Genomic DNA, 12,358 nt, shown 5'->3' on the forward strand with positions numbered 1-12,358 from the left:
CGTCACGCCCTCCCTTACTGCGCCCAGGCGGGTTTGCCGCTGGGGACGGTGGATGGGGCAGGACGCGATGAAGGGGTGTGGGCAGCCGGAGGTGTGTAGCTCGGTGCCGCGACTGCTGCCGGCGCACCCGACTGACCACCGCCGGAAGAGCCCCTGGGCATCACGCCCATGACCAAGGCGTAGTCCTTGTGGTCCGGCTCAATGGCCGCCTTGATGGTGTTGCGGTCCTCGCCCCGGCCATCCTTCTCGATGTCGATGCGCGCGGCGAACTCCAGGCCATCCAGGTCGGCAAAGCCGCTGATGCGACGAGCCGCCTGAGCCTGCGGGCTGTTGTCGGCCGGATGAACGTTGCGCGCGGAATTGAGTGCGGCGCGGATGAAGGTCCGGCCCATGTTTCCCCAGGTGGGGCCCTTGGCGCTGTGCAAACCGACGTTCCACCAGATTTTGCGTTTGGCGAACGGGCCTTCCATCACCACGCCTTCGCAGGCGAGGTAAACCGCGCCGGTATCGAAACTCTGCGTGGCCCAGCCTCCGGTCCAGCCTTGGCTGGGGTCATCGAAGCCGCCCGGCTTGATGCTCAGACGCAGCTTGGCTGCAGTGTTGCGCGGGATGAGGTCGAAGGACTGCTGCTGTTCAGCGTCGTTGAAATCGTTCCAGTTCGACATGGCGGCTTACTCCTGGGATGCGTGGAAATCAGGGGATGGGGTGCTGGCGCTCGAGAAAGCGGGGGCAGGTGCAGCCGGGCGTGCGATGGCGTCGCGGCCGAGGCACTTGGCGATGAGCTTTCCGAGGTGGGGTTCTTCGATGGGGTCGAGCCGGCCGCTGCGGTCCTTGCTCGGGAAGCCCCAGGTGTTGTCTGCACCGGTCACGAAAGCGCGGTACGGTGTGCCGTCATCAGCCTTCAGGATGGCTAGCGTGATGACTTCATCGAGCACGCCCGGCAGCTCGGCCGAGGTCTTGGCGCCTTCCAGCTGAAGCTGGTAAATGCGGCGGTTGAAGTCGTCCAGCTTCTCTTCGAGGATGCAGACGTAGATGACGTGCTTGTCCCGGACGTGCTGCAGGTGCGTGAGCGCGCCGATCATTTCTGTGCCCAAGAGGCCATAGGCGCCCCGGGTGTCGGGTTTGCCGGTTTTTTCGGAGAAGGCCGCTGGCTGGGTCTTACACCAGGCCAGGCACATCCGCGAGAGCACGGTCAAGGAATCGACGAAGTAGGTGTCGTACTTCGCGAGCTGCGCCGGATCGCCGTACTTCTGGCAGACGTGGTCAAAGTGCGCCTGCGAGAAGGCCTGCTCGGGTGATGCACTCGGGCTGGGTCCAGCCAGGAACACCACCAGGTCCTTGAACTCCGGCCAGGTGCGCGGGCGCAGGGTGTCGCCGGCCCAGTCGAGGATGGAAAGATCGCCGGCCTCGGTGTCCACCAGCAAGGTGCGCTCGGCATCGAGCGTGCGGATCTGGGAGGTCTTGCCGGCACCCGGTACGCCCACGAGGGCGACCTTGGCGCAGCGTTTTTCTGACAAGCGCTGGTCAGCGCTGATGATCGGGAGTGCCATCACTTGCCCTCCCCAACGAGCGCCAGGCGGAAGGCCGGCTTGGCGGGTTTGAGGGTGCGGGCAGCCTCGAAGGGGCGGCGCAGGGTTTCGGGCCAGGCGGCGAACTTGCGCTCGGAGACCGAATATTTCACGTCGATGTATTCGGCCGGGTCATCGCCATTGCTGGCGATGCGCTGCGCGATGGTGGCCAGTTCATCCTGATCCCAGGACACCGATTTCTTGATCTCGACCGTGATGGCCAGATCACCGTCGGTCAGGTGCGTGGTGCCGGTGTCCTTGCCCGCGCCCAGCAGTTGCGCGCGGGCGGCGTCGCCGTAGAGGTCATCGAGCGCAGCGGTCAGCTGCTCACGGGCGTGGCCAACGCCACGATCCATTTCGGCGAGCAGGACGGAGAGTTCCTGTAGCGCCGGCTTGGGCAGCGCCTTGATGCGCTCGCGGGTCAGGTCTTCGAGTTGGAGGGGAAGACTGCCGATGTCGAGGACGGTGGCAGCCGGTTGTGGGGTGGCCAAGATGGCCGAAGAGTGGGTTTGCATTTCGCAACTCCTTGGTGGTTAAGGAGTTACCCATTCTTCGCATCCATTTCCGGAAGATGTCTGGACGATTTCCTGAAAACTTTCCGGAAAGACCACCGGGCACCTTCCCTGGCGCGTTTGAATCCTTTCATCCGCTGGCGTAGAATTCTGGGCAGGCACCCGCCTGAGTTGTGAGCGACTCAAAAAAGGTCATCCCGCTGCACCCTGAAGTTTTCATCCGACCATTGGGATTCCCACTGTGCTGGATGCGTAATCGCTCAACGTCCCGCGCAGAATTTGGAGAATTTCAATGAAGTCCGACTTCAGTTCCCTCGCGTTTGTCGCCCGCCAGTCCCTCGTCGCGTCCGGTGTTTCCATTTCGCTGGGCCACACGCAGCAGTTGCTTGCCGCCAGCCTCGGGTATGGCAGTCTGGCGGCCATCCAGGCATCGACCGAAGAGGAACCTGGTATTGCTGGGGCAAACTTTGTCATCCTGGACGTGGCGGGTCTGTCCGCCCGCGCCGCATCCTTGGGCTATGGTGCGGCGTCAGATCAGATTACTGAGGCGATTGCCGCAACCATCAAGAGTGATCCTGAACCGCCAGCGGTTTTTCTGACCCCGCTGGACTTTATCGAAGATGTCGTGGTCCCGTTTGCCAATGACACGGTGATGGATCACGATGCTGTATCCGACGCGGCCGCCAATACGAACGCTTACTTCGAAGGAGCCTACCTCGAGGCGACCGAACCCGATGAGGCGCTGAAGGATTGCCGCGAATTTTGGGAAATCCCAGTCGAAGGCAACGTCGGCATGGATCAAGACCCCGACAAGCCGTTCAGCGGCGACAACATCCTGGTCAAAGGCGTTGTGCGGGTCTGGAAGGCTGGGCGGGTCTGCCTCATGAACGATATGGAGCTCGACATCGGCGCTGGCGTCGACGACAGCTACTACGACCTTGACGAAGCCGACGCGTAACGCGTTCGATTCAGCGCAGACCAGCAAGTCGCCCATGCACAGGCGCCTGATTGCCCCTGGGAACGCTTGCCCTCGCGCCATCCACCTCCGTGGCGGATGGCGCCCATTGATCTCAGCACGCCTGAGTCGTCAGATCGGCGGTTTAACCCCGCTTGACATGGCACTACGCCGACCGGGATGTTCGCAGCCTGAGTTTGCCGTGGCCAACACGCTCGATCCACTGCGACCAATCGCGGCCTTTGAAGGCGTCATCAATGCCCTTGCTGGCTGTAAATGTCCGGCGCTTGACCTCTGCCCATGACAACGGTGCGCCGTGGCGCGATTTCCAGAAAAACTCGACGATTTGCGACTGGATGCCTGAGAAATACACTGTCTCTGGAAGGTGCTGCAGTCGCAACCCACCCGTCTTCGCATCGAACCATTCCTCCGGCTCGTCGGCCGGGTCTGCGGGCAGCCCGACCAGAATCCGCTCCAGCACCTGCAGATCGAACTGCTCCTCGCCGTCCTCCACGATCAGCAGATCCTTGACGGCGCGCACCTGGTGGCCGTTTGGCAAAGCCAGCTTCGGATCTGCCTGCGCCAGCACCACACCACCCGTGCCGAACGCCGGGTCGGACAAGGCCGTGGTGATCTGATCGGCTGACGTGTCCTTGAGCCGTCGCCCGAAGAACATCGGCGCAAAGGCATGGCGGTTACCAACACGGAGGTCGCCCAGATACCAGAGGTGATGCTCGACCAGGCAACGTCGGCGTCCGGCAAACCTGGGCTCGATGCCCAGTAGCGTGGAGAGGTGATCGAAGAACGGCTCGCGCTGGAATCGGTAGCGGGTGACATCCATCAAGGAGCCGCTCAGGATCACCTTGCGCCGCAATGGGTGCGGGTAGGTGTAGCGGCCAGCCGCTTCATCGACCGTGACCTCGACCTCCTCGAAGATGTCGTCCATCACCTCGACATCGATCCGGCTGAAGTATCCAATGCCGGCGATCCAACCCCTGTCCAGCAGTAAGCGGCCAAAGCTCAACAGCTCTCTGCCGAACAGCGTGCTGTCCATCCCATCCAAACGCTCCAACCGTTGCAGTGTCTCTGTCAGCATCGGCGGCCTCCTCAGAACTCGGTGACGATGTGCCAGCGTTTCAGCAGGCGCATCACCAACTGGCGTTCATCCTCGGTCTTGGCGTTGTCGTTCAGGCCATTGGGCGCAGTGATCTGCACGACGATGTTGTGGGCACGGCGGTCCTTCTGTTTGGCCATGCGCAGCACCAGCTTGACCTGCACCAAGTCAAACCCGCTGAGATCGTTCTGTTTGTAGTCTTCCCGAGCCACCCGATAGACATCACGCTGATCGCGCCGGTCGCGGTGGATGGTCATGCCGCTCGTGACTTCCAGCGTGCCGTTTTCGCCCTGTTGTTCGAGGCGCTTGGCCACCTTGATGAGGTTGATGCTGATGCGCTCGATACCGTCGCCGGGCTCAGGTTTCAGGAGGTTGAACACCTCGGCGCTGCCGAAGGCCTTCAGGCTGAACTCGCGCAGCGGCATCTCCGCAATCTCGGTGTCGCTGGCCAGCACCACATCACGCAGTGCTTTGGCGAGTTCCTGGCGGGCATTACGGTCATCGCAGAACACCGACAGCGCGCCGGTGCTCGGCTCATAGGAGAAGGTGATGCGCTGCAGGGCCTGATCGTGCCGCGTGGTCACTTCGCCGTCGACGATCTTGTCCCAGTGAGTTTCCTTGCCGTTGAAGCCGACCACGATGGTGTGTAACCAGACCGGAGCCGACTCGTCTTCGCCGCCACGGTCCTCGGCCTGGGTGAGATCTCGGCGCTGGAAATGTTCGATGACCACATCCTGCAGCGGCGCCTGCGGGTAGATGGCAGCAATCGCCGTCCTGAGCTTGTCTTTGAGCGCATCGTCCAAGGTGATGTCCACCGCCTTCGGCCCCCGGAAGTGGCTGGCGTAGGCTTCGGATTTCCACTGCTTGTTCTGCTGGCGTGCAGTCTCGGCCTGTTCGAACCGGCGGTCCTTGTCGTCCTCCAGCCGACACAGATACAAGTAGAGCGCGCGGCCGTACTTGTCACCGGCGTCCGCCACTGCCTGTTGCTCGGCTTTGTCGTCCTCGCTCAGCAGCGACTTGACGGCCTCGCACCCGAAATCATCCGACAGCAGCAGGATACGCTGCGCGGCTTCCTCCAGCCGCTGACGGATGGCACCGGACAGGCCCGCGACCACGGTGAACAGGCTTTGCTTGTAGCTGGCGCAAACCTTGTGGTCCCACTCGATGCCGGGCAGTTGCTCTGGGTGCAGGTGATGCAGCCACTGCGCCACCAGCGCGCGATGCTTGATCTTGCGCACCAGGGTCACGTAGTGTCCCATATCGGGCAGGATCTCTGGCCCGCCATCGGTGGCCCGTGGCTTGCGCGGTTTACCGCCACCCGTAGCAGTCGCCTCTGCGGCGAGGGCCGTCGGTTCTGACTCGCGGTTCTCTTGTCCCTGGACTTCTGCCATTCTTGTTCTCCTTTACGAGTGGCGGGTTGTTATACGATTGCGCGATTTGTTAATCGCAACGTTCAAAAAATGCCGGCACCAGGCCGGCGTGTCAGGTACTTGTTCAGCAGTTCACCCCTGTCCTCTCCCGGGCAACGCGGGCAGCAGCCCGTAGCGCTCCATCCGCACCCGGATGAATTTGGGGTTCACGCCAAAGCTAGCAGCCAGCTCGCGTCGCAGGTTTTCCATGCCGACGAAGCCGAAGGTGCCTTGCTCGACCAAGTGGGGTGTCGCGGCTTGCAGTTCCTCAGACAAGCCGCCGTCGCGTTCGATGCCGACATCGAAGTCCGGCGCGCGGGCCACCGCCAGCTCGACCAAGCGGTCGCGCGGTACCAGCAGCGAGCCCATGAACTCATTCGCACGGAACTCGGCGATGCGGATTTCTTTTTCGAGGGCGGTGTTTTGCGGCAACGCCATGGCGCCCAGATGTTCAGCATCCGGCGTGGCAGTACGGTAAGCACGGCGCTGACTGGTATCAGGCTCGTCAAAGAGCCCCGGTCCTTGCTTGGTGGCGATCAACCAAGCGGGGGCGTCGAAAATGGCATGACCCAGTTCGTGAGCGAAGGTGGACAGAGCCAATTCGGGCGTGAGTTGCTCGCCCACCGGTGAGACCAACACGGACACGGCGTCTTCGCCGCAGTCTGGGTCAAACTCGCACAGGCCCAATACGGGCAGGCCATCCTCATCGGTGACGGGGTGATCCAGGCTGACCCACAGCTGGTACGGCAGACCGTTGATGGTCAGGTCGGAGATGGCCGCCAGTTGCTCGAGTGTCACCGCATCCGCGCCAGGCGGCAAAAGCTGTGCTCTGGCCTCTCGTGCCACCGTTTCGATGGCGAGCTTGTTCAGGTAACGGGGCTTACGAAGGGAGCAATGGTCATACCGCAGGGAAAGCGCTGGCATTCGTCACCGCCTTAACCCAGGTTTTTGCGATACAGGCGAACGACGGTGCTGACGTCCTTCTGCATATCCGGCGGCAGCCGGCTGGCCTCGATGAAGGCCTCGTCAGGATTGAGACCGAGCTTCTCGGCAGCCTTGACGATCAACTCGTCCTTGGGCGCCTTCTCCAGCTCGCGCTCGATACGCGACCAGTAGGCCGGCGAGATGCCCAGGCTGCGGGCGAACTCATTCATCGGCACATTGGCCTGCTCGCGTTTTTCTCGGATGAAGGTGCCGAAGCCCATGATCGTTAACCGTTGCGTGATTGATTAACGATCATTGTAGAGAAGGTGAAGGTTTGCCGTCAACTGTTTTGTTAATCACGAACGCTGCAAGACTTCACAACTTGCCCCCATCGGTCCTCGACAACATCACTTTTGATGCTGCGAATGATCATCTCGTTGAAGGCCTCCACACCCAGGTCTTGGAGCGTCTCATCTGAACAGCTATATACGAAGCCTTCGACGGCACGCCCCTCGCAAAAAGCCCTTGCTACCCACTCGTGGTGGATATCGTCATGCCAGCATCGGATCTCATAAACCCTACCGTTATGCTTGAAAGTGTCCAATATTTTCATCTCTGATCCTCCGTCAGTTTTATTTACCCCGGCAACACCTTCCCCGCCAGTTCCCGGAGTGCCTCCTCCTCCATCGGCCCCTTGCTGGCCACAAACCATAAATCCAGCCCTTTGAGGCGGCGTTTGCCGGCACTACTGGCAAACCCCGCCGCGTGCAGCGCCTGCGTCAGCGTCTTCAGCGTGAAGCCAGTCTTGTGCGCCATGTAGAGGTGCCCAGCGGCGAGCGCTGCGCCGTGGCCGTACAGGATGTCCAGTGGCGTGATTGGGCCAGCCTGCGAGGTATAGGCGGCATCTCCCAGCTTGTCTTCGGCCACCAGTTGGCACACCGTCTGCAAATCAGGGCAGGTGACGACCAGAAAGCCGTCGGGTTTGAGCACCCGCAGGAATTCCTTCAGTACCAGCGGCACCTCGTGAGCATAGACGTGCTCGATGTTGTGCGCCGAGTAGATGGCGTCGACGCTGGCATCCGCCACCACCGCCATGTCGAGCATCGAGCCAACGATATCCGGCTCGTTGGCCGGGTCGATGTCGAGGCGGATTTCCTGCCACTCGCTGCTTTGAAATGCCACCGGCAGCTTGGCGCCGTTGTTACGGTGGCCGGGGCCAACGTGGAGGATGGTACGTTGCAAGATGCGGGCGTTCATGGCTTTGTGGCTTTCTTCGGCTTCGATGCGGCGGTAGAGGTCAATCAGGGTGCCTTCGAGCTGGCGGGTGAAGCCGGCGACGTCCATCAGCGGGGAAGCGCGCATCCGGTCGCGCAGCGTGGTCCGCAGTTGGGTGAGCCGCTCCCGGTCGTTCGCTAGTTCTGCCGCGATGCGCACATAGTCGTCCGTATCTTTGGCTGACAACTCCGGCAGGCCGATCTGGTGCAGGAAGGCATGGGTCTGCCGGCTGACCACCCGGGTTTGTGGCCACGTGACCACCGGCACGCCCATCCACAGCGCTTCGCAACTGGTCAGCCCGCCGGTGAAGGGAAACGGGTCGAGCGCGATGTCGAGGTCGGCGTATTCCTTCAGCAGATCGGCATGGAAGCTCGGGCCGCGTAGTTCGATGCGTTCGGCGGCGATGCCCCGCGAAGTGAAAGTGTCGGTGACCTGCTGGCGAAAGGCCTCGTCGTTGAAGGTGCGCCATTTCAGGATCAGGCGGGCATCCGGTACTGCGTGCAGCACTCGCGCCCACGCATCGAACACGCCCGCGTTGAATTTGGCGGTGTTGTTGAAGCAGCCGAAGGTGATGAAGCCATTCCGTTCGAAGGCGGACGCGGAGACCTCTGCTGGTGCCCACGGCACTGGTTGGTAGCAGAAGCGGCCGGAGGGCAGGCGCAGGATCGGCTCGGCGAACTGCGCTTCGGTACCGGACGGGGCGTGCCATGCATCGAGCAGCACGGCGTCCATGGTCGGTAAGCCCGTGGTGGCGAAGTAACCGAGCCAGCTGACCATCACGGGCGCAGGGCGATGGGCAAACGCCGTCAAGCGGGAACCAGCGGTATGGCCGGAAAGGTCGATCAGCACGTCGATGCCATCGGCGCGGATCTGATCAGCCAGCGCCGCATCGTCGAGTGAGGCTACATCGCGGAAGGTGCAGGCCGAGCGGATTTCGTCGGCCACCCAATCATTTACCTGGCCAGCGCTGTAAGCAAAAACCTGTACCCGGGTCGGATCGTGCGTTTTGAGCACATCCTTCACGAACAACCCGACGGTGTGCTGGCAGAGGTCGGCCGACACATAGCCGATGCGCAGCGGACGTCCCTGCAGCGGCTGCAGAGCAGGGCGCGGTCGAACACCGCCTGTGCGTGCGATGGCCCATGCGCCCCAAGCCTGGGCCTGCACGAGCCGCTCGGCATCCGGCACCTCGGGGTCGTATTCCAGGCTGGTCAGTGCATTGCGGCGGATCGCCGGGTGGTCGGGCAACTGGCGCAGCAGGTCGGTGTAAAGGCGACGGGCTTCGGCATGCTCACCGGCATCGCGGGCGAGGTTGGCCAGATTCACCTGGGCACGCAGGTCAGTCGGGGCGAGGGTTTGCGCCTTTTCGTAGCAGGCGCGGGCGTCGTTGAGGAAGCCGTAGCTGGAAAGCAGGGCGCCGATGTCGAGCTGGAGGTTGGGGTCATCAGCCAGCGAGTCTGAGATTTGCCGGCAGAGAGCAAGGAAATCGTCAAATTGCCCGACTTCAGCGTGCTGACGGGCAATTGCTAACGTCGCAGTGTCAAAATGTAGCGAGCGAAGTGACGTCACTTTTATCGTAAAACAAAAAAACAGCTGCGATTCACTGTGTCGCAGGTTCTGACAAAATGGACTCAGCCAGCTCGCGCATTTCATGCTCCTGAAGGTTTGATTTGCTTGCAATTACAGACAAGTCGTAGCGCTGAAGCCGCCTAAGTCCGCCAACTGTGCCAAATCCAGCTTGCCGCAAGGTGGTCGTCAATATTTTCAGGGTAAATCCGCTGTGATGTGACTGGAATGGGTTATCACGTACTGCGTAAGCTCGATGCCCAAACACCAGGTCAAACGGTGTGACGGTTCCTCCGGGCGATTCATAGGCAACATCAAGTAACTTATCTTTGGCTATAAGCTCAGCAGCAGCCTGCAGGTCAGGGCAAGAGACTATTGCAAACCCATCAGGAGAAAGTACGCGAAGAAATTCCTTTAATGCGACAGCTACCTCATTCGCATACAAATGCTCTATTGAGTGCGAGGAGTAAACAGCAGCAACGCTCCCATCTGGAACTGCCGACATGTCTAACATAGATCCGATAACGTCTGGATTATTCCAAGGATCTATATCGAGTCGAAGCTCTCTCCAGCCCTCGTTTTTAAAATATGAAGGCAACCCGGCCGAGTGGTCTGGGTGCCCACATCCAACATTTAAAACGGTTCTAATATTCATACCTCAATGACATAATTATGATTTTCTATTAAATTTTTTTCAAAAGCCTCTATGATTGCAGCGGGCACTAAGTGAACGCTGTCAATATGGAACGATCCACCCGAAACGCCGGATTCAGAGTGTGTCATTGAATACAAATCGAGAAAATCAAATCCATAATTTTCCGAAAGCTTGCACATCAACGAGTTTACAAGCCCGATTACGTACGCCAATTTATCGAGATCATCTCGAGAAAAATGAATATTTGCTGAGTTGACCGCAGGAACACCTGACAAAATGATTTTTAGACCATATCGCGAAGAGATCTTGTCCAGATAATCCATAAATTGAGTAACCGTCGATGTGGCAATGCTCTCCAGCGACAGATTTGGATATTTCTTCGAAGCAGCAATAATGCCTTCGTTGATTCGACAGTCAATTTCCCCTACGCTAATCATAACAACTGAGGAGCACGGTAGATTTTTCAATACATTTTCAAAGTAGACTTTATGTTTATTGTTTTTCTCTACGGCAAGATGCCACTGCTTGCAACCCCCAATCCACTTGGAGATTATTTGATAATTTTTCCTTTTGTAAAACACCTTTACGCCACTTGATGACAATGAATGACTATCCCCGATACAGTATATTTTTTCCATTGCTGGGTCAGGAAGATTTCGAGCATTATTTTTCTCGATCCAAGTCTTTAGCCTATCCAAGTAAAGCCAATATATTTGAAATGTTCTTTTTCTTTCTTTTAGCTCCTGCATCAGTGGCTTAGCAGCTTCAAGATACGTTCTAAAGGCAGGGAATTCGAAAGATAAATAACAATGTATTGACATCCATACAGCAGCTTCACAACCCACACCACTAGGGTCCAGCGAAAAAGCCTCTTGATAACTACTTAGAGCGTCACCATCCCTCAATAGATACCTATAAATATCACCAAGATTACGATAAACTTCCGCCAAATCACTTATTCTGGATTTTGAAGATTTATGAAGCTCAATTGACTTAATGTAATGAGTTTCTGCCTGAAGCAAATCCCCAAATTCAAAATAAATAGTCCCCATATTGTTGTGCGCCTGCGCGGAGCTGGGGTCTATATTTGCTGCCTCGCTGTAGGCCGAAAGAGCCTTTTCATAATCACCCATTCCCCTGAGGGAGTTCCCAAGGTTGACAAAGATACCCGGCTGTCTGATGCCCATACTGATGGCTTTTTCACAACACTCAACAGCCTCCCGATACCTTTTCAACTCATTCAAAACAAATCCGAGATTAATATGAAATTCCGGAGTTGCTGGATTTAATTTCGTTGCAATTCTGTAGTGATCCTCGGCTTCACTCAAGCGACCAAGCAAACGATATGTAACACCAAGATGAAAATGTGCATCACCATCCTCTGGATACAAAGATATTTGACGCTCAAAGGTGGATAGAGCCTCTAATATCTGACCCATTTTGAGCAAAGAAGCACCCAAAATGGTCAAGGCCAACTTGTTGACTGGATTGCACTCGATCAAGTCCCTTGCGAGGCTTAAGGCTTTATCATAAGACCCCGCTTGATAAATACTGACCAAAAGTTTTTCGGTGTTAGGCATCAGTTATGAAAATTCCTCACAAAGGAAAATGTTCCGCTGCAATTTTGCGAACTGCTTCATCTGGAACAGTAGTTTTGGTAGCCACTGCCCACAGATCGTAGTAGGGATGTGCTCGACTTAATGCTGCGACTGTTTGAAATCCTGAGTTGCGCAATGTGTCAATCAATACCTTTTCAGTAAATCCACAGCGGTGTGCCATAAATAGATTTCCCCTAGCCATCGCCGGACGATGCCCATATAGAATATCGATCGGCGCAATAGGGCCGGCCGGGGCTGTGTAAGCTGCATCTGTGAGTTTATCTTCCGCTACCAGCTTGCAAACTGACTTTAAGTCAGGACAGGTCAGAATCAGAAAGCCTTCTGGCTTCAGTACACGATAAAACTCAGCAAGAGCAACTGGAACTTCGTGAGGATATAGGTGCTCAATGTTATGACTAGAGAAAATTGCATCCACCGACTCATCTTTAACGCCAGACATATTCGTCATCGTTCCGACAATGTCTGGATTAACTGACTCGTCAATATCCAGGCGTAATTCTTTCCATGCGACCGTATTAAACCCAGCTGTTGTACGATCTTTGCTTTGGGGGCCGCATCCAACATGTAAAAAAACCAACTCTTGACTCATTTTATTTCCTTCATTAAAAATCGGATTCAATATGCGATTTCCACATAGCCAACAATCCCGCCTCTAAATTTGCAGAAAAACACTCAGCATTAAAAAGCAGGGTTGTTCGCGTCATTTCCCGCAATCCTGAGCGTAGTGAGGCCAGCGTCGCTGGGTTTTGGGCGAAGGTGAC

Annotated in this window: 12 protein-coding genes; 1 reads left to right on the plus strand and 11 read right to left on the minus strand. The window is 57.6% G+C overall.

The window, feature by feature from the left end; all coding sequences use genetic code 11:
• Window positions 1–14: 14 nt before the first annotated feature.
• From HW932_RS12620 to HW932_RS12630, 3 genes are read right to left on the minus strand one after another with little or no spacing between them, the layout of a single operon-like run.
• Entirely contained in the window at window positions 15–665 is a 651-nt protein-coding gene (locus HW932_RS12620; protein ID WP_176976833.1) for a hypothetical protein, read from the minus strand.
• Between the two features lie 6 nt (window positions 666–671).
• Window positions 672–1,550, minus strand: coding sequence for an ATP-binding protein (locus HW932_RS12625; protein WP_176976834.1), 879 nt, complete (start codon window positions 1,548–1,550; stop codon window positions 672–674).
• Window positions 1,550–2,083 carry a hypothetical protein gene (locus HW932_RS12630; RefSeq protein WP_176976835.1) on the minus strand — a complete coding sequence of 178 codons (534 nt, stop codon included), beginning with the start codon at window positions 2,081–2,083 and terminating at the stop codon, window positions 1,550–1,552. Before HW932_RS12630 ends, HW932_RS12625 begins: the two co-directional genes overlap by 1 nt.
• 289 nt (window positions 2,084–2,372) lie before the next feature.
• Here HW932_RS12630 and HW932_RS12635 point away from each other — a divergent pair, with 289 nt between their 5' ends.
• Window positions 2,373–3,038, plus strand: a complete 666-nt coding sequence (locus HW932_RS12635; protein WP_176976836.1) for a hypothetical protein — start codon at window positions 2,373–2,375, stop codon at window positions 3,036–3,038.
• 163 nt (window positions 3,039–3,201) lie between these two features.
• On the opposite strand, the gene HW932_RS12640 is transcribed toward HW932_RS12635, so the two are convergent.
• From HW932_RS12640 to HW932_RS12675, 8 genes are all read right to left on the minus strand, one after another.
• On the minus strand, window positions 3,202–4,131 hold the full coding sequence (locus HW932_RS12640) for a hypothetical protein (protein ID WP_176976837.1): 930 nt from the start codon (window positions 4,129–4,131) through the stop codon (window positions 3,202–3,204).
• 11 nt (window positions 4,132–4,142) lie between these two features.
• Window positions 4,143–5,540 carry a hypothetical protein gene (locus tag HW932_RS12645; protein WP_176976838.1) on the minus strand — a complete coding sequence of 466 codons (1,398 nt, stop codon included), beginning with the start codon at window positions 5,538–5,540 and terminating at the stop codon, window positions 4,143–4,145.
• Between the two features lie 111 nt (window positions 5,541–5,651).
• Window positions 5,652–6,482: a hypothetical protein gene (locus HW932_RS12650; RefSeq protein ID WP_176976839.1), complete on the minus strand. Its 831-nt coding sequence runs from the start codon at window positions 6,480–6,482 to the stop codon at window positions 5,652–5,654.
• Window positions 6,483–6,493: 11 nt separating this feature from the next.
• Entirely contained in the window at window positions 6,494–6,763 is a 270-nt protein-coding gene (locus HW932_RS12655; RefSeq protein WP_176976840.1) for a helix-turn-helix domain-containing protein, read from the minus strand.
• Window positions 6,764–7,118: 355 nt separating this feature from the next.
• Window positions 7,119–9,326 carry an O-linked N-acetylglucosamine transferase family protein gene (locus HW932_RS12660; protein ID WP_222932350.1) on the minus strand — a complete coding sequence of 736 codons (2,208 nt, stop codon included), beginning with the start codon at window positions 9,324–9,326 and terminating at the stop codon, window positions 7,119–7,121.
• A gap of 31 nt (window positions 9,327–9,357) precedes the next feature.
• Window positions 9,358–9,978 (minus strand): class I SAM-dependent methyltransferase, encoded by a 621-nt coding sequence (locus tag HW932_RS12665; protein ID WP_222932351.1) that lies wholly within the window; start codon window positions 9,976–9,978, stop codon window positions 9,358–9,360.
• Complete coding sequence (locus HW932_RS12670) at window positions 9,975–11,558, minus strand: tetratricopeptide repeat protein (RefSeq protein ID WP_176976842.1); 1,584 nt, start codon at window positions 11,556–11,558, stop codon at window positions 9,975–9,977. The genes HW932_RS12665 and HW932_RS12670 overlap by 4 nt, the downstream gene beginning before the upstream one ends.
• 16 nt (window positions 11,559–11,574) lie before the next feature.
• Window positions 11,575–12,216 carry a class I SAM-dependent methyltransferase gene (locus tag HW932_RS12675; RefSeq protein ID WP_246296798.1) on the minus strand — a complete coding sequence of 214 codons (642 nt, stop codon included), beginning with the start codon at window positions 12,214–12,216 and terminating at the stop codon, window positions 11,575–11,577.
• Window positions 12,217–12,358 lie beyond the last annotated feature (142 nt).

The sequence above is a fragment of the Allochromatium humboldtianum genome, from assembly GCF_013385175.1.
GTDB lineage: Bacteria > Pseudomonadota > Gammaproteobacteria > Chromatiales > Chromatiaceae > Thermochromatium > Thermochromatium humboldtianum.